Annotated in this window: 24 protein-coding genes; 6 read left to right on the forward strand and 18 right to left on the reverse strand. The window is 66.7% G+C overall.

Going from position 1 to position 24,938, the window contains the following annotated elements; all coding sequences use genetic code 11:
• Window positions 1-30 precede the first annotated feature (30 nt).
• Genes ACEQX1_RS00480 through ACEQX1_RS00490 form a run of 3 tightly spaced genes read right to left on the reverse strand, consistent with a single transcriptional unit; the run spans window position 31 to window position 2,172 of the window.
• Window positions 31-444: a Fur family transcriptional regulator gene (locus tag ACEQX1_RS00480; protein WP_024351128.1), complete on the reverse strand. Its 414-nt coding sequence runs from the start codon at window positions 442-444 to the stop codon at window positions 31-33.
• A complete protein-coding gene (locus tag ACEQX1_RS00485; RefSeq protein ID WP_370196406.1) occupies window positions 441-1,265 on the reverse strand; it encodes a metal ABC transporter permease in 825 nt (274 codons plus the stop codon). The genes ACEQX1_RS00480 and ACEQX1_RS00485 overlap by 4 nt, the downstream gene beginning before the upstream one ends.
• Window positions 1,255-2,172 carry an ATP-binding cassette domain-containing protein gene (locus tag ACEQX1_RS00490; protein WP_370195620.1) on the reverse strand — a complete coding sequence of 306 codons (918 nt, stop codon included), beginning with the start codon at window positions 2,170-2,172 and terminating at the stop codon, window positions 1,255-1,257. The genes ACEQX1_RS00485 and ACEQX1_RS00490 overlap by 11 nt, the downstream gene beginning before the upstream one ends.
• Window positions 2,173-2,286: 114 nt before the next feature.
• Here ACEQX1_RS00490 and ACEQX1_RS00495 point away from each other — a divergent pair, with 114 nt between their 5' ends.
• Window positions 2,287-3,321, forward strand: coding sequence for a zinc ABC transporter substrate-binding protein (locus ACEQX1_RS00495; RefSeq protein WP_370195619.1), 1,035 nt, complete (start codon window positions 2,287-2,289; stop codon window positions 3,319-3,321).
• A gap of 49 nt (window positions 3,322-3,370) precedes the next feature.
• On the opposite strand, the gene ACEQX1_RS00500 is transcribed toward ACEQX1_RS00495, so the two are convergent.
• From ACEQX1_RS00500 to ACEQX1_RS00535, 8 genes are read right to left on the reverse strand one after another with little or no spacing between them, the layout of a single operon-like run.
• Window positions 3,371-4,153 carry a crotonase/enoyl-CoA hydratase family protein gene (locus tag ACEQX1_RS00500; protein WP_370195618.1) on the reverse strand — a complete coding sequence of 261 codons (783 nt, stop codon included), beginning with the start codon at window positions 4,151-4,153 and terminating at the stop codon, window positions 3,371-3,373.
• Between the two features lie 33 nt (window positions 4,154-4,186).
• Window positions 4,187-5,059, reverse strand: coding sequence for a hydroxymethylglutaryl-CoA lyase (locus tag ACEQX1_RS00505; RefSeq protein ID WP_370195617.1), 873 nt, complete (start codon window positions 5,057-5,059; stop codon window positions 4,187-4,189).
• Window positions 5,056-5,718, reverse strand: a complete 663-nt coding sequence (locus tag ACEQX1_RS00510) for a glutathione S-transferase family protein (RefSeq protein ID WP_370195616.1) — start codon at window positions 5,716-5,718, stop codon at window positions 5,056-5,058. Before ACEQX1_RS00510 ends, ACEQX1_RS00505 begins: the two co-directional genes overlap by 4 nt.
• Window positions 5,715-7,721 carry a biotin carboxylase N-terminal domain-containing protein gene (locus ACEQX1_RS00515; RefSeq protein WP_370195615.1) on the reverse strand — a complete coding sequence of 669 codons (2,007 nt, stop codon included), beginning with the start codon at window positions 7,719-7,721 and terminating at the stop codon, window positions 5,715-5,717. Before ACEQX1_RS00515 ends, ACEQX1_RS00510 begins: the two co-directional genes overlap by 4 nt.
• Window positions 7,722-7,724: 3 nt before the next feature.
• Window positions 7,725-8,168, reverse strand: coding sequence for a type II toxin-antitoxin system VapC family toxin (locus ACEQX1_RS00520; protein WP_370195614.1), 444 nt, complete (start codon window positions 8,166-8,168; stop codon window positions 7,725-7,727).
• A complete protein-coding gene (locus tag ACEQX1_RS00525; RefSeq protein WP_370195613.1) occupies window positions 8,165-8,407 on the reverse strand; it encodes a hypothetical protein in 243 nt (80 codons plus the stop codon). The genes ACEQX1_RS00520 and ACEQX1_RS00525 overlap by 4 nt, the downstream gene beginning before the upstream one ends.
• 52 nt (window positions 8,408-8,459) lie before the next feature.
• A complete protein-coding gene (locus ACEQX1_RS00530) occupies window positions 8,460-10,067 on the reverse strand; it encodes a carboxyl transferase domain-containing protein (RefSeq protein WP_370195612.1) in 1,608 nt (535 codons plus the stop codon).
• On the reverse strand, window positions 10,068-11,231 hold the full coding sequence (locus tag ACEQX1_RS00535; protein WP_370195611.1) for an isovaleryl-CoA dehydrogenase: 1,164 nt from the start codon (window positions 11,229-11,231) through the stop codon (window positions 10,068-10,070).
• A 432-nt stretch (window positions 11,232-11,663) separates the two neighbouring features.
• On the opposite strand from ACEQX1_RS00535, the gene ACEQX1_RS00540 reads away from it, so the two are divergent.
• The 5 genes from ACEQX1_RS00540 to ACEQX1_RS00560 all read left to right on the forward strand — a co-directional run bounded on the left by ACEQX1_RS00540 (window position 11,664) and on the right by ACEQX1_RS00560 (window position 16,994).
• On the forward strand, window positions 11,664-13,022 hold the full coding sequence (locus ACEQX1_RS00540) for a substrate-binding protein (RefSeq protein ID WP_024351118.1): 1,359 nt from the start codon (window positions 11,664-11,666) through the stop codon (window positions 13,020-13,022).
• 188 nt (window positions 13,023-13,210) lie between these two features.
• Entirely contained in the window at window positions 13,211-14,224 is a 1,014-nt protein-coding gene (locus ACEQX1_RS00545) for a branched-chain amino acid ABC transporter permease (RefSeq protein ID WP_187391736.1), read from the forward strand.
• A 96-nt stretch (window positions 14,225-14,320) separates the two neighbouring features.
• Window positions 14,321-15,454 (forward strand): branched-chain amino acid ABC transporter permease, encoded by a 1,134-nt coding sequence (locus ACEQX1_RS00550; RefSeq protein WP_188077246.1) that lies wholly within the window; start codon window positions 14,321-14,323, stop codon window positions 15,452-15,454.
• Window positions 15,455-15,465: 11 nt separating this feature from the next.
• Window positions 15,466-16,221, forward strand: coding sequence for an ABC transporter ATP-binding protein (locus tag ACEQX1_RS00555; protein WP_024351115.1), 756 nt, complete (start codon window positions 15,466-15,468; stop codon window positions 16,219-16,221).
• A complete protein-coding gene (locus tag ACEQX1_RS00560; protein ID WP_024351114.1) occupies window positions 16,218-16,994 on the forward strand; it encodes an ABC transporter ATP-binding protein in 777 nt (258 codons plus the stop codon). The genes ACEQX1_RS00555 and ACEQX1_RS00560 overlap by 4 nt, the downstream gene beginning before the upstream one ends.
• A gap of 86 nt (window positions 16,995-17,080) precedes the next feature.
• Here ACEQX1_RS00560 and ACEQX1_RS00565 read toward each other — a convergent pair whose 3' ends face one another.
• The 7 genes from ACEQX1_RS00565 to dctP form a co-directional block, all read right to left on the reverse strand.
• On the reverse strand, window positions 17,081-18,463 hold the full coding sequence (locus ACEQX1_RS00565) for an aspartate aminotransferase family protein (RefSeq protein ID WP_370196407.1): 1,383 nt from the start codon (window positions 18,461-18,463) through the stop codon (window positions 17,081-17,083).
• Window positions 18,464-18,524: 61 nt separating this feature from the next.
• Window positions 18,525-20,012, reverse strand: coding sequence for an NAD-dependent succinate-semialdehyde dehydrogenase (locus tag ACEQX1_RS00570; RefSeq protein WP_370196408.1), 1,488 nt, complete (start codon window positions 20,010-20,012; stop codon window positions 18,525-18,527).
• A gap of 127 nt (window positions 20,013-20,139) precedes the next feature.
• Window positions 20,140-20,634, reverse strand: coding sequence for an Lrp/AsnC family transcriptional regulator (locus tag ACEQX1_RS00575; RefSeq protein ID WP_228240844.1), 495 nt, complete (start codon window positions 20,632-20,634; stop codon window positions 20,140-20,142).
• A 79-nt stretch (window positions 20,635-20,713) separates the two neighbouring features.
• Entirely contained in the window at window positions 20,714-21,157 is a 444-nt protein-coding gene (locus ACEQX1_RS00580) for a universal stress protein (RefSeq protein WP_187391732.1), read from the reverse strand.
• Between the two features lie 55 nt (window positions 21,158-21,212).
• Window positions 21,213-22,490, reverse strand: coding sequence for a TRAP transporter large permease (locus ACEQX1_RS00585; RefSeq protein WP_024351109.1), 1,278 nt, complete (start codon window positions 22,488-22,490; stop codon window positions 21,213-21,215).
• A 63-nt stretch (window positions 22,491-22,553) separates the two neighbouring features.
• Window positions 22,554-23,213 (reverse strand): TRAP transporter small permease, encoded by a 660-nt coding sequence (locus tag ACEQX1_RS00590; protein ID WP_370192830.1) that lies wholly within the window; start codon window positions 23,211-23,213, stop codon window positions 22,554-22,556.
• A 107-nt stretch (window positions 23,214-23,320) separates the two neighbouring features.
• Window positions 23,321-24,373 (reverse strand): TRAP transporter substrate-binding protein DctP, encoded by a 1,053-nt coding sequence (dctP, locus tag ACEQX1_RS00595; protein ID WP_230785113.1) that lies wholly within the window; start codon window positions 24,371-24,373, stop codon window positions 23,321-23,323.
• Window positions 24,374-24,938: the final 565 nt, after the last annotated feature.

Consider the following 24,938-nt stretch of genomic DNA (forward strand, 5'->3'; position numbering starts at 1 on the left):
TTGCGCTCTCGCGATCGGGCGCCGGACGGCTCAGGTCCCGGCCTCGTTCCGGCTGCATTCGGCGCAGCGGCCGTTGATCTCGATCGAGGTGCGCACCGGCCGGAAACCTTCCGATTCCGCCCAGCCCTGCAGCCTCTCGCAGATCACATCGTCGGAAAATTCCCAGACCCGCGCGCAGGATTCGCAGATGCCGAAGGCGATCATAGCGCTGCCGTGATGCTCGCCCGGATGCGTACAGGCGACGAAGGCCTTCCGGCTGTCGATCCGGTGGATCAGGCCGCAATCGATCAGCTTGTCGAGGGCGCGATAGACCTGCAGCGGCGCGCGAAACCCCTCGTCGCGCAGGCGATCGAGAATGGTGTAGGCGCTCAGCGGTTCGTCCGCCCCGTCGAGCGTGTCGAAGACGAGGCTCTGGTTGCGGGTGAGATTCGGGCGGGCGCTCATCGCGATGCCTCCGCGGCCGGGTCGCGCGCCGCGCCGCGCAGCGGCCAAGGCAGCAGGCTGATCAGGAACAAGGCGAGCGCGGCGACGACGATGGACGGGCCCGACGGCGTATCGAAATGCAGCGAGCCGAAGAGGCCGCCCGCCGCCGCGGCCGCACCGATTCCGGCCGCCAGCAGCGCCATCAGCTCCGGCGTCGCGGCGAAGCGCCGGGCCGTTGCGGCGGGGATGATCAGCAGCGAGGTGATCAGCAGGATGCCGACGATCTTCATGGCGATGGCGATGACCAGCGCCATCAGCAGCATGAACAGAAAGCGGGTCCGCTCGGGCGACAGGCCCTCGGCCTCGGCGAGTTCGGCGCTCACCGTCGACGCGAGCAGCGGACGCCACAGGAACAGCATGCCGACGAGAATCACCATGCCACCGAGATAGATCGCCAGGAGATCGACGCGGGAGACGGCGAGAATGTCGCCGAAGAGGAAGCCCATCAAATCGATCCGCACCCAGGTCATGAAGGCGATCAGCACCAGTCCGAGGGCAAGCGTGGAATGGGACAGGATACCCAGCAGCGCATCGGTGGAGAGCCCGCCGCGCCGCTGCAGGAGGACCAGCGCGGCGGCGACGATCGCCGCGACGCCGAAGACGCCGAGCATCAGGTCGATCTCAAAGGCTGTGGACAGCGCGACGCCGAGCAGCGCCGAATGCGCCATGGTGTCGCCGAAATAGGCCATGCGCCGCCACACGACGAAGCAGCCGAGCGGGCCCGCGACCAGCGCGATGCCGATGCCGGCGAGCACCGCGCGGACGAAGAAATCATCGAGCATCGACGGGCTCCTTGCTAATCGTGCCCGCGTTCTCGGCTTCAGCCGGCGTCGCGTGCGGCCCGTGGTGATGGTGGTCATGGCCGGCATGGTGATCATGCGCGCCATGGTGGGCGGCGACGGGGGTGCATTCGTCGCCGATGGTGCCGTCGGCGAAGCGCACCCGCCCGTCGGGCAGATGGGCATGGTCGTGATGATGGGCGTAGATCGCCAGCGTCTCGGCGGCGCGCGGTCCGAACATGCGCTGATAGGCCGGCGAGGACGTGACCGACTGGGGCGAGCCCTGGCAGCAGACATGGCCGTTGAGGCAGACCACCGTGTCGGTCTTGGCCATCACCACGTGCAGATCATGGGAGACCAGCAGGATGCCGCAGCCCTCGCTGTCCCGGATGTCGGAGATCAGATCGTAGAGCGCCACCTCGCCGGAAAAGTCGACGCCCTGCACCGGTTCGTCGAGGACCAGGAGATCGGGCTTGCGCAGCATGGCGCGGGCCAGCAGCGCGCGCTGGAACTCGCCACCGGACAGATGATGCACTTCCGAGCGTGCCAGATGCCCGATGCCGACGCGCGCCAGCGCCGCCTCGACGGCGGACCGCGTGGCCGGTTTGGTGAGCGTCATCAGCCGTTCGACGCTCAGCGGCAGGGTCCAGTCGATCGACAGCTTCTGGGGGACATAGCCGATGGTCAGCTTCGCGGCCCGGCGCACCGTGCCCTCGTCCGGGGTCAGCACGCCGATGGCGCTGCGGGCGGTCGTCGACTTGCCGGAGCCGTTCGGCCCGATCAGCGTGACGATCTCGCCGCGCCGCAAGGTCAGGTCGATGCCGCGCACCAGCCAGCGGCCGGACCGGCGCACGCCGACCCCGCGCATTTCGACCAGGGCGTTCGGTTCCGTCGGAGGCTGGTGGCGCATGCAATACCTGCGAATGAGGGCTTGTCGGGCGATATGGCAGACGTTATAGCATTACGCAAGCCAGACGTTATGACATAACATATCGCTCCGTTTTGACACTGGAAGGTTCCCACCATGCGCATGCTTCGCCTCCTGCTTCTTTCCAGCGCCACGTCGCTGGCCTCCTTCGCGCCGGCGCAGGCCGAGGCGCCCAAGGTCATCGCGTCGATCAAGCCGGTCCATTCGCTCGTCTCTTCGGTCATGGCGGGCGTCGGCGAGCCGACGCTGCTGGTCGCGGGGTCGGCGTCGCCGCATACCTACGCCATGAAGCCGTCGGATGCCGCAGCCCTGCAGGACGCCGACATCGTCTTCTGGGTCGGCGATGCGCTGGAGACGTTCCTCGTCAAGCCGATCGGAACGATGGCCGGCGACGCCACCAGCGTCGAGCTGATCGATACGCCGGGGCTGGAAACACTGCCGTTCCGCGAGGGTGGCCCGTTCGAGGAGCATGAGGACGAGGAAGACGGTCGCGACGAGGCCGGGCATGAGGGCCGCGAGCATGGCGAGACTAGCCATGAAGACCATGCGCAGGCCGACGGCGACCACAGGGGCGAGGAGCACGCCAGCGAAGCGCATGATCACGATCATGGCGAGGTGGACATGCATGTCTGGCTCGACCCGACGAATGCCCGCGCCATGGCCGCGCATATCGCCAGCGTCCTGGCGGATGCCGACCCCGAGAACGCCGCCAAATATCAGGACAATGCCAAGGAGCTCGATGCGCGGCTGGCGGGGCTGATCGTCGAGATCGACGGGCAGCTCGCCGATGTACGCGGCACGCCCTTCATCGTCTTCCACGACGCCTACCAGTATTTCGAGCAGCGCTTCGACGTGCAGGCGGCAGGCTCGATCACCGTCAGTCCCGACCGGCTTCCGGGCGCCCAGCGGATCGCCGAGATCCAGGCGAAGGTGCGCGACAGCCGCGCCGCCTGCGTCTTCGCCGAACCCCAGTTCGAACCGCAGCTCGTCGACGTGGCGATCGAGGGATCGGGCGCGCGTTCCGGCGTCCTCGACCCGGAGGGCGCAGGCATCCCCGAGGGGCCGGAGCTGTATTTCACCCTGATCGGCAATCTGGCGGGCTCGCTGCGGAGCTGCCTCGCGGGCGAATAGACCGACGATCCTGCGGGCGCGCGCCAAGGCGGCCGCAGACCGGACGGCGTCAGCCGGCGAAGGCGGCAGCCCGCTTGTCGAAAAAGGCGCCGACGCCCTCGCGGGCATCGGCCGTCTCCCAGGTGTCGGCCAGCCGGCGGGCGGTCTCCTGCAGCATCGCATCGTCGATGACGGGACCCAGCGACCGGGCCAGGGCCTTGGACGCCGCCACCGCGGCGGGCGAGCAGGCGAGATAGGGCGTCACTTCGGCGGCAATCGCCGTATCCAGATCGTCCGCCGGAACCGCCTTTGCCAGCAGCCCGAGATCGACGGCCTCGGCCGCGCCGAACAGGCGGGCCGACATGAACACCCGGCGGGCCCGGCCCTCGCCCATGCGGGCCAGGACGTAGGGGGAGATTGTCGCCGGGATCAGGCCCAGCTTCGCCTCGGTGAAGGCGAAGCGCGCCGCGTCGCTGGCGATGGCGACGTCGCAGACGGAGATCAGCCCGAGACCGCCGCCGAAGGCCTGGCCATTGATCCGGCCGATCAGGGGTTTTGGCAATTCGTTCAGCGCCCTGAGCATGCCGGCGAGGTTCATCGCCTCGGCGACGCGGGCCGCGCGGGTGGCGGCGAACTGGGCCTTCATCCAGTTCAGATCGGCGCCGGCCGAAAAGCTGCGCCCTTCGCCGGTCAGGACGACCACCCGCACCGCCGGGTCACCGCCGAGCTGGTGCGCCGCCTCGTGCAATTCGCCGATCATCGCCGCATCCATGGCGTTGTGGCGCTCCGCCCGCGTCAAAGTGAGCGTCGCGACGCCCCTGTCGTCGGTGTCGATGCGGATCGTGTCGGTCATGGTGTCTCCCCGGCCCTGTCGGCCGTCATCCGATCAGGCGTTCGCGGGTTCGGCCGGCCGTAGCGTGCGCGCGAAGGTGGCGGCCTCTGCCAGCGCGGCGGGGTCCAGCCCCGTTTCGAAGCCGCGCTCACGCAGCAGCGCGTCGACCTTCAGCGTATCGACATTGCCCTTGGCGCCAGGCGCATAGGGGCAGCCGCCCAGTCCGCCGACGGCGGCGTCGTAGGTCCGCAGGCCGAATTCCAGGCTGGCAAGGATGTTGTCGAGCGCCCGGTTGGTGGTGTCGTGGTAATGGCCAGCAAGCCGCTCGGCCGGTGCAACGTCCAGCACCGCCGTCAGCATTGCGGCGATGGTCTCGGGCGTGCCATGGCCGATCGTGTCGCCCAGCGAGACCTCGTAGCAGCCCATGGCGAGGAGCGCCTCGGTGACGGCAGCCACCGCGCCGGGCGCGACCGGTCCTTCATATGGGCAGTCGGTGACGCAGGAGACATAGCCGCGCACCGGCACGCCTGCGGCCTTCGCCGCCTCGGCCACGGGGCGGAACCGTTCGAGGCTCTCGGCGATCGAACAATTGATGTTCTTCCGGCTGAAACTCTCCGAGGCTGCACCGAAGATCGCCACTTCGTCGGCTTTCGCCGCGCGCGCCGCCTCGAAGCCGCGCAGGTTGGGCGTGAGCGCCGTATAGGCGATGCCCGGCCGCCGGGCGATGCCGGCCAGCACGCTTGCTGCATCGGCCAGTTGCGGCACCCATTTCGGCGAGACGAAGCTCGTCACCTCGATCTTGGCGAAGCGGCAGGCGGACAGGAGATCGACGAGCCGGATCTTGGCGTCCGTGGCGATCAGGCGCTTTTCGTTCTGCAGCCCGTCGCGCGGGCTCATCTCGAAGAGGGTGATGTCGGGCGTTGTCATGACGGCTCGAAATAGCGTTCGCGCGTATAGATGCGATGGGCCGCATCCGGGGCCGGCAGCGCGGCACGGAAGGCCGGCCGCTCGGCCAAACGCGCGTAATAGGCCGCGACCTGGGGAAAGGCGGCAAGGTCGGTAAACAGCCGCGCGATGTGGATGCTGTAGCCGACCCCGACATCCACCGCCGAAAAGCCCGAGGACAGCAGATGGTCGCGGCCGTCCAGCCGGTCCTCGACGACGCCGAGCGCCTTTTCCAGACGTCGCGTCTCCAGCTTGACGAGGGTTGGCGATTGCAGCGCCGGATCGGTAATGACGAGGATCTGCTGGGTGAGGCTGGCCACATGCACCGAGACCGTCTCGGCATAATGCAGCCATTGCAGCCATTCGGGCCGCTCCGGCGTGCCGGGCGCCCGCCAGAGGCCGGAGTCGCGCCCATAGGTCTCGCAGAGATATTCGGCGATGGCGCCGCTTTCGAATAAAGACACCGGCCCGTCGATCAGAGCCGGCACCCGGCCCAGCGGATGCACCGCAAGGTAGGCGGGATCGCGCAACTCCCGGCCAAAAGGATGGACGATCACGTCCGCGTCCAGCCCCAGCTCGTGGATCAGCCAGAGCGAGCGCATCGAGCGCGCCTCGTGGCAATGGTGGAGGGTGAGGGTCATCCGGCCTCCGGCTCCAGCGCCAGAAGCAGCGCGCCATCCTCGACCTGATCGCCCTCGGCCACCAGCAGTTCGGCGACCGTGCCGTCGCGCGGGCTCTTCAGCGTGTGCTCCATCTTCATCGCCTCGAGCACGATCAGCGCCTCGCCCTTCGTCACCGTTGCGCCGGCCTTCACGGCCACCAACTTGACCAGACCCGGCATCGGTGCGGCGACGCGGTCGCCGCCGGCGCCCTCGTCGGCATGGGCCATGGCGCTGTAATCGGCGAAGCGATGCGCAGCCCCGTCGAGGAAGACGGTCAGTGCGTCCGGCTCACGGGCAATTGCGGCGCCGAAGATGCGGCCATCGGCCTCGATGCGGATCGTGTCGCCCCCCGGAGACTCGGCAAGCGCAAGTTCCAGCGCCGCGCCTTCGGCTGCGACCGAGAAGCGACCCTTGCCGAGATCGGAGACGATGAGGTCGTGGCGCGTGTTCCCCTCGCCTTCGAAACGCGCGGCCTGACGGGCAACGCCCCAGGCGCGAAATCCGCGCAGGTGCGCCCAGGGATCGGCGTCCCGGTCGCCCGCCCCTTCGCCGGTTGCCGGGACATGGCCGAGCTGCGCCAGCGCGGCGATTGCCGCGGCTTCGGCGGAGCGGGCTTCGGGCGCGGTCAGCGCCTCCTGGTCGCGCCCGATCAGGCCGGTATCGACGTCGCCGGCCGCGAAACCCGCATGGCTTGCCAGCCGCGACAGGAAGGCGACGTTGGTCACCGACCCGGCAATGCGTGTCTCGGCCAGCGCGGCGCGCAACAGCCCCAGGGCACTCGCGCGGTCGGGTCCGTGGACGATCAGCTTGGCGATCATCGGGTCGTAATGCGGGGTGATCCGGTCGCCTTCCCGCACCCCGGTGTCGATGCGGACGCCTGCCGCCGGAAAGCGCAAGTGGGTCAGCGTGCCGGTCGCCGGCAGGAAGCCGCGCGCCGCATCCTCGGCATAGATCCGCGCCTCGAAGGCGTGGCCGTCGATTGCCAGATCGGACTGGGCGAAGGGCAGTGGCTCGCCGGACGCAACGCGCAATTGCAGCTCCACCAGATCCAGCCCGGTGATCGCCTCGGTGACCGGATGCTCGACCTGCAGGCGGGTGTTCATTTCCATGAACCAGAACCGGTCGGGCCGCAGCCCGTCGGACGCGTCGACGATGAACTCGATCGTGCCGGCGCCGGCATAGCCGATGGCCTTGGCCGCCGTGACCGCCGCCTCGCCCATGGCCGCGCGCATCTCGTCCGGCATGCCGGGCGCCGGCGCCTCCTCGATCACCTTCTGGTGGCGCCGCTGCAGCGAACAGTCGCGCTCGAAGAGATGCACGGCGTTGCCGTGGCTGTCGCCGAAGACCTGGATTTCGATATGCCGGGGCTTCTCGACATATTTCTCGATCAGGCAGTGGGGATCGCCGAAGGACGCCTGCCCTTCTCGCCTTGCGCCCTCCAGCGCGGTGCGGAACTCGGCCGGATCGTCGACCCGGCGCATGCCCTTGCCGCCGCCGCCGGCGCGCGCCTTGATCAGCACCGGATAGCCGATCCGGTCGGCCTCGCCGGCCAGAAACTCCGGGTCCTGCTCGTCGCCGTGATAGCCGGGCACCACCGGCACGCCGGCCTCGTGCATCAGCCGCTTGGCGGCATCCTTCAGGCCCATCGCCCGAATGGCGGAAGCCGACGGGCCGACGAAGATCAGCCCCGCCGCCGTGACGGCATCGACGAAATCCGGGTTCTCGGACAGGAAACCATAGCCCGGGTGAATGGCCTCGGCGCCGGTGCGGCGGGCGGCTTCGATGATCCGGTCGCCGCGCAGATAGCTGCCCGCCACCGCCGCGGGTCCGATCCGCACCGCCTCGTCGGCCATGGCGACATGCATGGCATCGCGATCGGCATCGGAGAACACGGCGACGGTGCGGATGCCAAGCCGCTTCGCCGTGCGGATCACCCTGCAGGCGATCTCGCCGCGATTGGCGATGAGGAGGGAGGTGATCATGGCCTACTCCGGACCGAACTGCAGGTCATCGAAAGCGATGCGCTGCATGGTGTCTGGCATACGCAGCCGCCTGTCGGCGCTGAGGAACACGTCGCATCCCGCGCGGAGCGCACAGGCGACGTGTATCGCGTCCGGCAACTGCAGATAGTCGAGTGCCCGCAACTCCGCCGCCCGCACGAAGATGCCGCGATCGGCCGGAACGAGCGGCAGGGTCCGTTCGTCTTCGAAGAACCTCAGAAGCGCCCCGAGGCGAACCCGATCGCCGTCGCGGATCGGTTTGACGAGACATTCGGCCAAGGCAACTCCGCTCGAAAACACGCGTATCTCTCCCGCGTCCGCGGCTTTCAGGAACCGTTCCTGCGCCGGCGTGAATGCGCTCTGTCTCTCCACGATCGCGATGATCGTGTTGCTGTCGAGGTAGAACCGCTCACGCCCCGCCTCACTCACCGCTCCCATTCATCCCGCAGCTTGCGGACGTCTTCGACGATCTCCTCGACCGTGCGCGAACTCGGAGCCGAGCCGGCCAGTGCCCACAGCGAGACCCGCTCGTCCGATTCCGCAGCATCGGTGGCGCGCTTCAGGATGTCGCGAATCTCTGCTTCGGTGGACCTCTTGTTGGCCCTCGCGCGCGCCTTCAACGCGTCGAGCACATCATCATCCAGTTTTCGAACCGTGATCTGGGCCATCGTCGCCTCCTGATGCCATCATAATGATAGCCCTTGCGGACGCCGAGACCAATCACATCCGGAACAGGCCGAACCGGGTCTCCGGGATCGGCACGTTCAGCGAGGCCGAGAGCGACAGGGCCAGGATCTCGCGGGTCTCGGCCGGATTGACGATGCCGTCGTCCCAGAGGCGTGCGGAAGCGTAGAGCGGATGGCTCTGGCGCTCGAACATCTCGATGGTCGGGCGCTTGAACTCGGCTTCCTCCTCCGCCGACCACTCGCCGCCGTGCCGCTCGATGCCGTCGCGTTTCACTGTCGCCAGCACGCCGGCCGCCTGCTCGCCGCCCATCACGGCGATGCGACTGTTCGGCCAGGTCCACAGGAAACGTGGACTGTAGGCACGGCCGCACATGCCGTAATTGCCGGCGCCATAGGAGCCGCCGATCAGCATGGTCACCTTGGGCACCGACGTCGTCGCGACGGCGGTGACCAGCTTGGCGCCATGCTTGGCGATGCCGCCCGCCTCATAGGCGCGGCCGACCATGAAGCCGGTGATGTTCTGCAGGAAGACCAGCGGGATCCTGCGCTGCGAGCAGAGCTCGACGAAATGCGCGCCTTTCACGGCGCTCTCGGCGAAGAGCACGCCATTGCTGGCGACGATGCCGACCGGGATGCCGCAGACATGGGCGAAGCCGCAGACCAGCGTCGGCCCGTAGCGCGCCTTGAACTCGTCGAAGCGCGAGCCGTCGACGATGCGGGCGATGGCCTCGCGCACGTCGTAGGGCGTCTTCGGATCGGCCGGCACGATGCCGAGCAGTTCGTCCGGATCGTAGGCCGGCGCCTCGGGCGCCTGCAGTTCCACCGTGAACGGCTTCGGCCGGTTCAGATTGGCGACGGCGCGGCGGGCGAGTTCCAGCGCATGGAGATCGTCATTGGCGAGGTGGTCGGCAACGCCGGACAGCCGCGTATGGACATCGCCGCCGCCCAGATCCTCGGCCGAGACCACCTCACCCGTGGCCGCCTTCACCAGCGGCGGGCCCGCGAGGAAGATCGTGCCCTGATTGCGCACGATGATGGTCTCGTCGCTCATCGCCGGCACATAGGCGCCACCGGCTGTGCAGGAGCCCATGACGACGGCGATCTGGGGAATGCCCTTCGCCGACATCTGCGCCTGTTTGTAGAAGATACGGCCGAAATGATCGCGGTCCGGGAAGACCTCGTCCTGGTTCGGCAGATTGGCGCCGCCGGAATCGACCAGATAGACGCAAGGCAGGCCGTTCTGCTCGGCGATCTCCTGAGCCCTGAGATGCTTCTTCACCGTGGTGGGAAAATAGGTCCCGCCCTTCACCGTGGCATCGTTGGCGAGCACCATCACCTCCCGGCCCGCGACCCGGCCGATGCCGGCGATCATGCCGGCGGCCGGCACCGCGCCTTCGTAAAGCCCGTGGGCGGCGAACAGACCGACCTCCAGAAAGGGCGAGCCGGGATCGAGCAGGCCTTCCACCCGGTCACGCGGCAGCAGCTTGCCGCGTGACAGATGCCGCTCGCGAGCCCTGTCGCCGCCGCCCGCCATGGCGGCTTCGGCGGCCGCCTCGACTGCCTGCATCTGCCGGGCCATGGCGTCGCGATTGGCCGCGAAGGCGTCCGAGCGCGGCGAGATGGACGAGGTGAGGACCGCCACCTACGCGGTCTCCCGGAACAGCTCGCGGCCGATCAGCATGCGGCGGATTTCCGAGGTCCCGGCGCCGATCTCGTAGAGCTTCGCGTCGCGCAGCAGCCGGCCGGTCGGATAATCGTTGATATAGCCGTTGCCGCCCAGCGCCTGGATCGCCTCCAGCGCCATCTGGGTCGCCTTCTCGGCGGCATAGAGGATGCAGCCGGCGGCGTCCTTGCGGCTGGTCTCGCCGCGATCGCAGGCCGCGGCCACCGCGTAGACATAGGCCCGGCAGGCATTCATCGTGACATACATGTCGGCGAGCTTGCCCTGCATCAGCTGGAACTCGCCGATCGGCTGGCCGAACTGCTCGCGCTCGTGGACATAGGGCACGACGACGTCGAGACAGGCGGCCATGATGCCGAGGGGTCCGGCCGAGAGCACCACGCGCTCGTAATCGAGGCCGCTCATCAGCACCTTGGCGCCGCCGCCCTCCTCGCCGAGGATATTCTCGTAGGGCACCTCGCAATCCTGGAACACCAGTTCGCAGGTGTTGGAGCCGCGCATGCCGAGCTTGTCGAGCTTCTGGGCGGTCGAGAAGCCGGCCATGTCCTTCTCGATCAGGAAGGCCGTGATGCCGCGCGGGCCGGCATCCGGATCGGTCTTGGCGTAGACGATCAGGGTCGAGGCGTCGGGACCGTTGGTGATCCACATCTTGGTGCCGTTGAGTACGAAGCGGTCGTTGCGCTTGTCGGCCCGCAGCTTCATGCCGACGACGTCCGAGCCGGCGCCGGATTCCGACATGGCGAGCGATCCGACATGCTCGCCCGAGACGAGCTTCGGCAGGTATTTCGCCTTCTGCTCGGCGGTGCCGTTGCGCCGGATCTGGTTGACGCAGAGATTGGAATGGGCGCCGTAGGACAGGCCCACCGAGGCCGAGGCGCGGGAGATCTCCTCGATGGCGACGCAATGGGCGAGATAGCCCATGGCCGAGCCGCCATATTTCTCCTCCACCGTGACGCCGAGGAGCCCGAGGGCGCCGAGCTCCTTCCAGAGTTCGTTCGGGAATTCGTTGGTCCGGTCGATCTCCGACGCGCGGGGGGCGATCCGCTCCTGCGCGAAGCGGCGCACCATGTCGCGCAGCGCGTCGATCTCCTCGCCAAGCGCGAAATTCATGCTCTTGTCGAACATCGTCCTGTTCCTCCCTGACCCCGACCGTCCGCAGGACGGGCGTTCGGGATCGACCGCGAATCGTGCCGGTCTCGCTCCGGCTGCCGGCATTGGGGGCGAAGGTCTCCCCTCCCCGAGCGAAGGTCAACTCGCCAGCCGGCGCAGCGCCCGCCATGCGTCATCCGACGGGCCCGGCCCGACGCCGGCTCGCGTCCCGTCAGCAACCGGCCAGTCATGGCGCAGATTGATATTGCTGCATTGCAATATTGCACTGCATGATCGCACGGAGAGACAATATAGGACAGACGTCGAAGCCGGTTCATCCGAAAGTACTATAGTCGAAAACCGCGGACTCGTGGACGATGCGCGTCATCCGGCGGGATCTGGGGCGGGCGATCAATATGTCGTGCTGTCTGCCGCTACGGCCGGAATGGGATAATCGGGAGGTGACCAATGGCATTTTACAAGGACGGATGGACCCGTCGTCGACTGCTGACGACCGGCGCCGGCATCACGGCCGGTCTCGCCATGCCGCATGTCTTCACGCGCGGGGCCTGGGCGCAGGATCAGGCATTCTGCAACAACCCGTCCGGTGGCACCGTGACGCTCGGCTTCAACGTGCCGCAGTCCGGTCCGTATGCGGATGAAGGCGCCGACGAGCTGCGCGCCTTCCAGCTGGCGGTCAAGCACCTGAACGGCGAAGGCGACGGCGGCATGCTGTCGACGATGCAGCCGTCCAACCTCAAGGGCAACGGCATCCTGGGCAAGAAGGTCGCCTTCGTGACCGGCGACACCCAGACCAAGTCCGACGCCGCCCGCGCCTCGGCCAAGCGCATGATCGAGGCCGACAAGGCGATCATGATCTCCGGCGGTTCGTCCTCGGGCGTCGCCGTGGCGGTGCAGTCGCTGTGCCAGGACATGGGCGTGATGTTCATGGCCGGCCTGACCCACTCCAACGACACCACCGGCAAGGACAAGCGGCGCTACGGCTTCCGCCACTTCTTCAACGCCTACATGTCCGGCCAGGCGCTCGGCCCGATCCTCGCCGAGGAATACGGCAAGGACCGCCGCGCCTACCATCTGACCGCCGACTACACTTGGGGCTGGACCCAGGAAGAGTCGATCAAGAACGCCACCGAAGGGCTGGGCTGGGAGACGGTGGAGGCCGTTCGCACCCCGCTCGGCGCCGGCGACTTCTCGCAGTATCTGACGCCGGTCCTGAATTCGGGCGCCGACGTCCTGATCCTGAACCATTACGGCGGCGACATGGTCAATTCGCTGCGCCAGGCCGTCACCCAGTTCGACATGCGCTCCAAGCAGGTCAACGGCAAGGACTTCCAGATCGTCGTGCCGCTGTTCTCCGAGCTGATGGCACAGGGTGCGGGCGAGGCCGTGAAGGGCATCCTGGGCACCGCCAACTGGGACTGGAAGCTCGACAACGCCGCCACCAAGGCGTTCTCCAAGTCCTTCGGCGAGGAATATGGCAGCCCGCCGTCGCAGGCCGCCCACACCTGCTACGTCCAGACGCTGCTCTACGCCAACGCCGCCGAGACCGCCGGCACCTTCTATCCGCCGGAGCTGATCAAGGCGCTGGAAGGCTTCGAGTTCGACGGCATGGGCAATGGTCCGACGCTCTACCGCGCCGAGGACCACCAGTGCTTCAAGGACGTGCTGGTCGTGCGCGGCAAGCAGGAGCCGACCAACCAGTTCGACCTGATGGAGATCGTCAAGGTCGTGCCGCGCGACGACGTGACCTACGACGCGTCGATCTTCGGCGGCGAACTCGGTCCCTACGACGCCAAGGAATGCTGATCGCATCCTGACCCGATCAGGTCGCCGGCAGACATGCCGGCGACCGACCAGCATCGCAGACATCAAGACGACAGGCGCCGGCCCAGCGGGCGACGGCGACACGAGGCAATCGAACTGCCGCTCGCCAGGGCCGCGCGTATCGACCCCGACAATTCAAAGCGGCAATGCCAGGAGCGACCAAGGGGCACATGGACGCCATCATTCTTCAGATCCTCAACGGTCTCGACAAGGGCGGGGCCTATGCGCTCATCGCCCTCGGCCTGACCCTGATCTTCGGTACGCTCGGGGTGGTCAATTTCGCCCACGGCGCCCTCTTCATGCTCGGCGCCTTCTGCGCCGTCGCCTTCTCCATGGTCCTGTCGATCTCTGAGCGCGTGCGCGACGAGAGCGTGACCTTTTTCGAGGCCTACAAGGAAGTCCCCTATCTGGAGATCTGGTTCGGTGAGACCGGCCGCACGATCCTCGACTGGTCGGTGCCCTTGTCGATCCTCGTCGCGATCCCCTTCATGCTGCTCGTCGGCCTGGCGATGGAGCGCGGCCTGATCCGCTTCTTCTACAAGCGCAGCCATGCCGAGCAGATCCTCGTGACCTTCGGCCTCGCCATCGTCCTGCAGGAGATCGTTAAGCACTATTTCGGCGCCAATCCGATCCCGATGACCGCGCCCCCTGCCTTTGCCGGCAGCGCGGATATCGGCCAGTGGTTCGGCATTCCCGGCCTCAGCTATCCGATGTGGCGCATCGTCTACTTCCTGTTCTCGCTGGCCATCATCGGCGCGGTCTTCGCCTTCCTGCAGCTCACCACCTTCGGCATGGTGGTGCGGGCCGGCATGGCGGATCGCGAGACGGTGGGCCTGCTCGGCATCAATATCGGCCGCAAGTTCTCCATCGTCTTCGGCCTTGCCGCCGTCGTCGCCGGGCTGGCGGGCGTCATGTACACGCCGATCCTGTCACCCAACTACCATCTGGGCATGGACTTCCTGGTGCTGTCCTTCGTGGTCGTCGTCGTCGGCGGCATGGGGTCGCTGGGCGGCGCCGTGGTCGCCGGCTTCCTGCTCGGCATCCTGCAGTCCTTCTCCTCGATGACCGAGATCAAGGCGATCCTGCCGGGCATCGACCAGATCATCATCTACCTTGTTGCCGTCGTCGTCCTGCTGGTCCGCCCGCGTGGACTGATGGGCCGCAAGGGCGTCATGGAGGCCTGATCGATGAACAGCGCCATCACCTCGACCGACCTCGGCGGCACGCCGCACGAGACCACCCGCAAGACCCGCGACTCGCGGCCGTTCTTCGCGACCACCATGGGCGACTACGCCTTCACCGCGATCTTCGCGGCGGCCGTCCTGACCATGCCGATCTGGCTCGCGCCGATCGGCGCGGGCTATCCGGACATCCTGCAGAAATTCGCGATCTTCGGGATCTTCGCGATCGGCTTCAACATCCTGTTCGGCTTCTCCGGCTATCTGTCCTTCGGCCATGCAGCCTTCCTCGGCACCGGATCCTACGCCGCGGTCTGGATGTTCAAGCTCCTGTCGATGAACGCGATCTTCGCGATCCCCTTCGCGATCATCGTCGCCGGGCTCCTGGCGCTGGTCATCGGCTTCGTCTGCCTGCGCCGCGCCGGCATCTACTTCTCGATCCTGACGCTCGCCTTCGCGCAGATGTCCTACAATCTCGCCTATTCGGTGCTGACGCCGATCACCAACGGCGAGACCGGACTGCAGATATCCCGCTCAGATCCGCGGCTGATCGACCGGGCGCTGGGCGAAGTCGGCGCGGGCCTGCCCAAGCCGAACTTCTTCGGCATCGAGCTGCAGGGCTATCCGGGCTTCTATTTCTGCGCGATCCTGCTGGTCCTCGGCTTCTTCCTGGCGCTCAGGATCCGCAACTCGACCTTCGGCATGATGCTGTTCGCCATCAAGTCGAACCAGAACCGCATGGGCTATACCGGCTTTGCCGCCCGCCCCTATCTGCTGACCGCCTTCGTCATCTCGGGCATGTATGCCGGCCTCGCCGGCGGCCTCCTGGCGGTCACCGATCCCCTCGCCGGCGCCGACCGGATGCAGTGGACAGCGTCGGGCGAGGTCGTGCTGATGACCATTCTCGGCGGCGTCGGCACGCTGCTCGGTCCGGTGATCGGCGCGGCCGTGATGAAGTATCTCGAGCAGATCTTCTCGTCCTTCAATGACGGCTTCCTCTATCGCAGCTTCGACTTCCTGCCCGGCTGGGCACAGAACCTGGCGGTCGAGATCACCAGCCCCTTCGTCGGCGAAGGCTGGCACCTGACGCTCGGCCTCCTGTTCATGGTCATCGTCATCTTCCTGCCGGGCGGGATCATGGAGGGGCTGCGCCGCATCGGCGCCCTGTTCCACAAGCCCAAACCGGCTGACGGGACCACCGGCGACACCGCTGCCGCCCGCGCGAACCACGAATAGAAAGAGCCGGCATGGATATTCTCACCATCAACGGCGTCAGCAAGCGCTTCGGCGGCCTGAAAGCCCTCGACGACGTCAATCTCAGGGTCAAGGAAGGCACGGTCCACGCGATCATCGGGCCGAACGGCGCCGGCAAGTCGACCCTGCTCAACACGCTGGTCGGGCGGATCGTGCCGGACGAGGGCACCGTCGAGTTCAACGGCGCACCGCTGCTCGGGCACAATCCGTACGAGATCAACCAGGCCGGCATCGCGCGGGTGTTCCAGACGCCGGAGACCTTCGCCGAGCTGACGGTCATGGAAAACGTCATGATCCCGGCCTTCGCCCGCAAGGACGGTGCCTTCAAGATCAACCTCTGGGGACGCGCCAACGACCGGCGTGTCGTGCTGGAAGAGGCCGAGGAGATCCTCGAGGACCTCAACCTGGCCGCCCAGCGCCACCAGCGGGTCGATTCCATGTCCCGTGGCGACAAGCGGCGGCTGGAGCTGGCGATGTGCCTCGTCCAGCGGCCGAAGCTGCTGCTGCTCGACGAGCCGACCGCTGGCATGTCGCGGGCCGACACCAACAACACGGTCGATCTACTCAAGGCGATCGCCAAGCGCGGCATCACCAAGGTGATCATCGAGCACGACATGCATGTCGTGTTCTCGCTGGCCTCGACCGTCAGCGTGATGGCGCAGGGCACGGTGATCGCCGAAGGCACGCCCGAGGCGATCAAGGCCGATCCGCGCGTGCAGGAAGCCTATCTGGGGGGAGCCCATCTATGAGCGACACGATCGACGCCGTCCGGCCGCATGGTCGCAGCGCCCGGGCCGAGTCCGTCCGGTCCGAGGGCCAGCCCTTCTTCGCCGCGCGCGACCTGCATGCCTATTACGGCGAGAGCTACATCGTGCAGGGCGTTTCCTTCGAGGTGCGGGAGGGTGAAATCGTCGCCCTGCTCGGCCGCAACGGCGCGGGCAAGACCTCCACGCTGCGCACCATCGCGCGGGCGGGCTCGCCGGAGCTGAAGCACGGCGAGATCTGGCTCGACGGCCAGCCGCTGCACACCATGCAGGGCTACGAGGCGGCCCGGCTCGGTGTGCAACTCGTGCCCGAGGACCGGCGGATCATCGCCGGCCTGACGGTGGAGGAGAACCTCAAGCTCGCGCAGATCGAGCCGCCCATCGGCTGGTCGCTGGAGCGGATCTACGAGCACTTCCCCCGGCTGGCCGAGCGCCGCACCCAGGAAGGCATCACCATGTCCGGCGGCGAGCAGCAGATGCTGGCCGTCGCCCGGGCACTGGCCCGGGACGTGAAGCTGCTGCTGCTGGACGAGCCCTATGAGGGGCTGGCGCCGGTCATCGTGCAGGAAATCGAGCGCATTCTGGAAGAGATCAAGCAGATCGGCATCACCACGATCCTGGTCGAGCAGAACGCCATCGCCGCGCTGCATCTGGCCGACCGCGCGATCATCCTGGAAATGGGCGAGATCGTCTTCGACGGCACCGCCCAGCAGATCATCGACGACAAGGAAATGCGGCTGCAATATCTGGCCGTCTGACCTGTCGTTTCAAAGCAGACAACGAGAAAGCGCCCGGCGGCAACGCCGGGCGCTTTCGGTTTGGGCGCGATAGGCGCCGGTGGCGATCAGCCGAGTTTGGCTGTCACCGCCTCCACGGCATCGGCGGTGCGCTCCACCACCATATCGGCCTCTTCACGGGTCAGGACGAAGGGCGGCGCAAAACCGAGAATGTCGCCTTCCGGCATGGCCCGGCCGATGACACCGCGCTCCAGCAGTGCCGCCGCGATCTGCGGCCCGACCTTCAGCGACGGATCGAAGAACTTGCGGTCGTCCTTGTCCTCGACGAACTCCACCGCGGCCATCAGGCCGTCGCCGCGCACCTCGCCGACATGGGCATGGCCTGCCAGCGCGTCGGCGAGCCCCTTGCGGAAATGCGCCCCCACGGTGCCGGCATTCTCGACGAGGTCCAGCTTGTCGATCAGTTCGAGATTGGCGACGCCGGCCGCAGCACACAGCGGATGCGCCGAATAGGTCCAGCCATGGCCGATCGGGCCCATCTCGTCGGAGCCCCGGACGAGAACCTCCCAGACCTTGTCGGAAATGATGCTGCCCGACAGCGGCGCATAGGCCGAGGTCAGTCCCTTGGCGATGGTGATGATGTCCGGCTTGATGCCGTAATGCTCGGAGCCGAACATCGTGCCGAGGCGCCCGAAGCCGGTGACCACCTCGTCGGCGACCAGCAGGATGTCGTATTTCGCCAGCACCGCCTGGATCTTCTCCCAGTAACCGGCCGGCGGCGGGACAATGCCGCCGGTGCCCAGGATCGGCTCGCCGATGAAGGCGGCGACCGTGTCCGGTCCCTCCGCGAGGATCATCTCCTCCAGCTTGTCGGCGCAATGCTGCGAGAACTGCTCCTCGCTCATCGAGCGGTCTTCGCGGCGGAAATAATACGGCGCCTCGGTGTGCAAGATCGGCGCGCGCGGCAGGTCGAAGGCGTTGTGGAACAACTTCAGGCCGGTGAGCGAGCCGGTCATCACGCCCGAGCCGTGATAGCCGCGCCAGCGCGAGATGATCTTCTTCTTCTCGGGGCGGCCGAGGATGTTGTTGTAGTACCAGATCAGCTTGATGTTGGTCTCGTTGGCGTCCGATCCCGACAGGCCGAAATAGACCCGGCTCATGTGGTCCGGCGCCCGGTCGATGATCATCTTGGCGAGCTGGATCGACGCCTCGGAGCCGTGGCCGACATAGGCGTGGTAATAGGGCAGCTTGTGCGCCTGGGCGGCGATCGCGTCGGCGATCTCGGTCTGGCCGTAGCCGACATTGACGCAATAGAGGCCGGCAAAGGCATCGAGGCTTTCGCGGCCGTTGGTGTCGACGATGGTCGCGCCCTTGCCGCCGGCGATCACCCGGGTCGGCGTCTCGCCGCGGGCATGGCTGCCCATATGGGTCGACGGGTGGAAGAAATGATCGCGGTCGAAGGCGGCGAGTTCGTTGTTCCGGTCGAGCATCGTCTGCTCCTTTCCTGACTGTATGCGTCCTGACTGAATGCGGATCTGTCGAAAGCGGCGGTCAGCCGATGTCCTGACAGACATATTTGAGGTCGGTGAAGGCTTCGAGGCCGTGGCGGGCCCCTTCCCGGCCCATGCCCGACTGCTTGACGCCGCCGAAGGGGATCGGCGCGCCGGTGATCTTGACCCGGTTGACGGCGACCATCCCGTATTCGAGCGCCGCGGTCATGCGGGCGATCCGCGCGGCGTCGCGGGTCACCAGATAGGCGACGAGGCCGTATTCGGTGTCGTTGGCGCGGGCCAGAACCTCGTCCTCCGCATCGAAGGCCGCGACCGCGGCCACCGGGCCGAAGGTCTCCTCATGCATTATCAACGCGTCCTCCGGCACATCGGCCAGCAGCGTCGGCCGGTAGAACAGCGGCCCGGCGGCATCGCGGCCACCGCCGGCGAGGCAGCGGGCACCGCGGCCGACGGCGTCGTGCACCTGCGTCTCGACCTTGGCGATGGCGCGCGTGTGCATCAACGGGCCGATCTCCGTGCTGGCATCGAGGCCCGGCCCGACCGCCAGCGCCTCGATCCGCGCCTTGAAGGCGGCCAGGAACGGCTCGTAGATCGACCGCTCGACATAGATGCGGTTGGCCGCCAGGCAGTCCTGCCCGGAGGTGGCGAACTTGGCGTCCATGGCGATGTCGACGGCCCGGCCGAGATCGCTGTCGGCGAAGATCATCAGCGGCGCGTGGCCGCCGAGCTCCATGATCAGCCGCTTGACCGTCGGCGCGGCCTGCGCCGCGATGATCCGGCCGATCTCGGTCGAGCCGGTGAAGCTCATGGCCCGCACGCGGCTGTCCTCGCAGAGGCGGCCGACGATCGTCGCGGCATTGCCGGTGACAACGTTGAAGACCCCGGCCGGCATGCCGGCGCGTTCGGCCAGCGCCGCCAGCGCCAGGGCCGAGAACGGGGTTTCCGAGGAGGGATGGGCCACCGTCGTGCAGCCGGCGGCGAGCGCCGCGGCGGCCTTGCGGGTCAGCATGGCGGCCGGGAAGTTCCACGGCGTCACCAGACCGACGACGCCCAGCGGCACGCGGGAGAGGGACATCTGGGCGTTCGGCAGATGGCTGGTCAGCCCCTCAACCGCTATGCGACGCGCCTCCTCGGCATAATAGTCGACGAAGGAGGCGGCATAGTCGATCTCGCCGCGGGATTCGGCCAGGGGCTTGCCCTGCTCGAGCGTCATCAGGAGCGCCAGATCCTCGCGCGACGCCAGGATCAGGTCATGCCAGCGCTTGAGGATCCGCGCCCGCTCCTGCGGCAGCAGGGCGCGCCAGGCCGGCAGCGCGGCTTCGGCCGCGTCGATCGCCCGGCCCGTGTCGTCGGCGGTCAGAGCGGGAATGAACCCGAGCGTCTCGCCGGTGGCCGGATCGGTGACGGCAACGGTCGTCTCGCTGGTGATCCAGCGGCCCCCCAGAAAAGCCGCCTGGATGAACAGCGTCGCGTCGTCCAGCGCGGCCAGAGGGTGAAGGGTGTCGAGATGGCGTATCGCTGCAGACATGGCGCTCTCCTGTTCCGTCAGGAGAACGCTATCGCGTTCGCAGGCGAGACGTCGGCCATAGATCGGCCCGGGAAGCGAATTCTCTCCTGCCGAAGGGCCGCTGCGGCGATGGCTCGTCGCCCGCGCCTCAGCGCGCCGTGTCGGCGATCATCTGGATGGGGATCGGCGCCTTCTTGATCGACGTCATCACCGGATAGCTGAAGTAGCGCTTGACCCCGGAGCCGTTCGACAGAAGCCGGTCGATGATTGCCTGGTAGCTGGCGAGATCGCGGGTGACGAACTTGCAGAGATAGTCGAAGCCGCCGGACACCGAGAAGCACTCGACGATCTCCGGCACGTCGCGGATCGCCGCCTCGAAGGCCGCGAAATCCTCCGTGCGGTGGCTCTCGATCTCCATCATCACGAAGAGGACGGTGAGCGGCCCGTAGGTGCTCTCGGCGATCATCGCGCCGTAGCCCTCGATGATGCCGGCTTCTTCCAGCCGGTTCAGCCGCTCCCAGCAGGGCGTCGGCGACAGGTTCACGCGCTCCGCCAGCGTCGCCTTCGGGATCCGCCCCTCCGACTGGAGGATGGTCAGGATCTTGATATCGCGGTCGTCCAGCTTGATGCGGCCCGGTGGCATGGCGAGTCCTGGTCCGAAGAGGTCGATCCCCTTCAATAGACTGCCGGTTTGGCCGGCGTCCACCGCCGAGTGACGGGTGTCAGCGCACGATCAGGCAATGCTGGGGCGCGAGGGAGGCCACCTTGTGGGACACCGAACCGAGGAGGAAGCCCTCGATGTCGCCATTGCCGCGGGCGCCGAGCACGATCAGGTCGCAGTCATGCTGCTTGGCGAAGGCGACGATGGCGCGCGAGGGCTGGCCGCGCTTGGCATAGGCGGTGACCTCCTCGACGCCGGAATCGAGGGCCCGGGCCTTGGCGGCTGCGGCGATCTCGCTGGCGTAGGTCTTGAGGGAATCGTCCGGTCGCTCGGCCGGCTGCTTGACCCGGACCATGGAGAGCGAGGCTTCCAGCGGCGAGTGATGCCGATAGACGCACAAGGTGATCAGGCGCGCGCCAAAGAGCCGGCACATCTCGGATGCCACGTCGAGGGCGCGCGTGGCCATGGGGGAGCCATCCACGGGCACGAGGACCGTCTTGTACATGCATCGCCTCCAGGAGCGGTTCGGATCGTGTCGACAGGCCCCGGCCCTTCGCGGCCTAGCGGAAGGCCAGATCGCGAAGGAACAGCGCCAGCGGCGGCCATGCGATGAGCAACGCACTGACCAGGAGCAGGATGAAGATGAACGGCGGCGTACCGCGGATCACCTCGATATAGGGACGTTTGAAGATCGCGATCGCCGTGAAGATATCGCAGCCGAAGGGCGGCGTGGCCGACCCGATCGCAACCTGCAGCGTGATGATCACGCCGACCAGCACCGGGTCAAGCCCGAGACCGGAGACGAGCGGCGAGAAGATCGGCACCAGCACCAGAATGACCACGATCGGGTCGACGAACATGCAGCCGACGAAGAAGGCGATCGAGATCGCGATCAGAACGCCCACCGGCCCGGCCTCGGTCAGACCGATCGCCCCGAGGAGCATCTGCGGGATCTGCTGGAACGAGATGACCCAGGAGAACGCCGCGCCGGCCGCGACCAGGATGAACACCACCGCGGTGATCAGGCCGGTCGACTTGGCGATGTCGAAGATGTCGCTCAGCTTCAGCGAGCGGAAGATGACCATCTCCAGAAGCAGCGCATAGCCGACGCAGACGGAGGCCGCCTCGGTTGGGCTGAAGATGCCGCCATAGATGCCGCCGACGACGATCAGCGGGAAGCCGAGCGGCCAGATTGCCGCCACCATCGCCTGGCCGCGCTCGCGCCAGGTCGATTTCGGCTCGGTCTCCAGATTGTGCATCCGCGCATAGATCACGGCGTAGATCGAGAACAGGAACAGGATCAGAAGTCCCGGGCCGACACCGGCGATGAACAGTTCCGAAATCGAGGTGCCGGACACGACACCGTAGATGATCATCGCGATCGACGGCGGGATCAGCATGGCGATGTCGGAGGAATTGATGATCAGCGCCAAAGTGAAGCTGTCGCTGTAGCCGGCCTTCAGCATGCGCGGCCGCAACGGACCGCCGACGGCGACCACGGTCGCCTGGGTCGAGCCGGAGACGGCACCGAACAGGGTGCAGCTCATCGCCGTCGCGACGCCCAGACCACCGCGCATATGGCCGACGAAGCGCATCACCATGTCGATCAGCCGGTCGGCCGAATGGCCCTTGGTGATGATGTCCGCGGCCAGGATGAACATCGGCACGGCCACCAGCGCGGCCGGCCGGATGCCGGCGATCATCTGCTGGACCATGATCTCCGGCCCGATGGGCAGGAAGAAGAAGAACCCCACCAGTGTCGCCATGAGCAGCGGCACCATCATCGGGAACCCCAGGAGCAGGAGAACCACCATGGTCGAGAGCATCGCAGTTGCCATGGATTTCCTCTGGTCAGAGCGCGCGGCGGCGGATGTTTAAGCAGGTGGACGGCGGTGGCGGCGTCAGATCTGGGTTTCGGTGTCTTCGTAGGAATCGACCACGGAGACGGACAGGTAGATTTCCGGCCGGGTCAGATTGGCGAGGGCCGTCAGCACGTACTGGATGCCGGTGATGACGAAGCCAACCGGCAGCCAGACGAGGGTCAGGTAGATCGGCAGGCGCAGCACCGGCGAAATCCGGCCGGTGTCGAAGACGCTGACGACGTAGAACCAGGAGAACCAGGCGAGGACGAACATGGTCGCCGCGGTGACCAGCGCGATCACGATCATCAGGGCGCGGCGCGCCGGATCGGGCAGCTCGTCATAGATCGCCGACATGCGGATATGGCGGCCATGGCGCGCGGCGAAACCGATGCCGGCGAAGGTCACCAGGATGACCAGGAACTGGTTGAGTTCCTGCGAGAAATAGAGGCTGCGCCCGAAGGCGAACCGGCCGATGACATTGGCGACCGAATTGACCGCCATCATCAGGATACCGGCCGTCAGGATGACGGATTCCAGCACCGCAATCGACCGGTCGAGAATCTGGAAGGGCTTGAGAACGCCGGAAAAGCCGCTTTCGGGCGCGTCCGTCTTTTTCGTCGAGGAATCCTCGGAGGGCCTCGGGCCACCCAGACTTTCGGCGGGGGCGTCCGGGTCGGTCGACGGGTCGGGTCGGTTCATCGGCGTTCCATCCTATGGCGCCACACATATGCTGCCGCGCATGATGATAGCGCGGCAGCAGCTTTCGGCGACCGGCGGAACGAACCGCCGGCCGGATTCCTGTCGGATCAGCCGCCGCTGCCGACCCGCTCCTGCGAGGCCTTGATGTCGGCCTCGAAGCCGTCGAGCACGGCCTTGCCGCTGTCGCCCGTCATCTCGACGAACTTCTCGCGGACCTGCTCGGCCGCCTTGCGGAACGGCTCGCGCTGCTCGTCGGTAAGGCGCGTCACCGTCATGCTCGGCTTGGCTTCCTGGATCTTGGCGAGCGCCTCGTCCTCGAGACCCTTCTGATAGTCGATGATGTAGTCATAGGCGGCATCGGCCGCTTCCGTGACGAGCGCCTTGTCCTCGTCGGAAAGGCCGTCATAGAAGCTCTTGTTGGCCGCCACGGCGGTGGTGAAGGTGTTGTGGCCGGTGAAGGTGATGTGGTCGGTCACCTCGTACATCTTCGTGGATTCCACGAAGAACATCGGGTTCTCCTGGCCCTGGATCATGTTGAGCTGCAGACCCGAGAAGGTCTCGCCCCAGGGCAGCGGCGTCGCCGTCGCGCCGAAGGCGTTGTAGGTCTCGACGAGCAGCGGCGTGGTCATCACGCGGAACTTCACGCCCTCCAGATCGGCCGGCGACGTCACCGGCTCCTTGGTCGTCATCACGACCTCGCCTTCCGGGAACATGTCGATCAGGTGCAGGCTCTGGGCTTCATAGAGCTCGGCCAGATCCTCGTTGATCGTCGGCGACGTCTTGTAGAAATCCGCTAGCACGGCCGGGTCTTCCGGCAGCACGTAGGGCATCAGGAAGACCTGAAGTTCGGGGATCAGGCTGCCGGTGAAGCCCGGCGAGGCATCGACGAACTGGATGGCGCCCATCTGGGCCAGCTCGGTGGTGTCGGCGGACTCGCCGAGCGTGCCGAACGGGAAGATGGCGACGGTGTGGTCCGAATTCGCCTCGATATGCTCCTTGAACTTCGTGGCGTAGACGCCCTGAACCTCTTCCAGCGCTTCCTCAATGGCGTATTTCCACTCGGCGGCGAAGGCCGGGCCGGCCAGAAGGGTCAGCGCGGTCGTGGCTGCCAGGGTCTTGGCCACCAGATTGCGGCGGCGCGTCTTCATCGGATTGGTCATTCAACGATCTCCGTTTCTCGGTTCGACGACAGGAGGTCAACAAACCATAGCATTCGAAATCAGCAGGAAAAGCGTAGCCCGCGAAAAATCCGCCGACGGCGCACGATCGGCAATGGAATTCAGGATCATCGCCGGCGAGATCAGTCGATCTCGGATATTTCGCCTGCTCAGCACAGGGTTCGATTGCACGAACCGTCGTGAAGCACCGGGCTCCTGCTTGAAGGGAGCCCAAGCCTGCACATCGACGACCGTCAGTCAACGTTCGCATCCTCTGGATCGCCGAAGATCAGCTTCCGAATATTATCGCGCCGTGTCGAGCGAGCGTTCGCCCGAATGCGTTCGGGCCGGCAGCAGAATACACTTCTGGCGCCAGCGAAAAAGGATGGTTCGCCTAATTGCCGGGCATGCCCAAGGCGTGATCATTTGAGCGCTGTAACGTCGGGGAACAAGCGGTTCGCGGGTTGACCGGGGCGAAGGGAAATGCGCCTTTTCGGCTCCGTGTCGCCCGGTCCGGCTTCCACCCTCGACACCTTGCGCATGCACCGGCGGCGACGGGTTCGCAGAG

Origin of the sequence: Aurantimonas sp. (genome assembly GCF_964217435.1) — a bacterium.
GTDB classification, from domain to species: Bacteria; Pseudomonadota; Alphaproteobacteria; order Rhizobiales; family Rhizobiaceae; genus Aurantimonas; species Aurantimonas coralicida.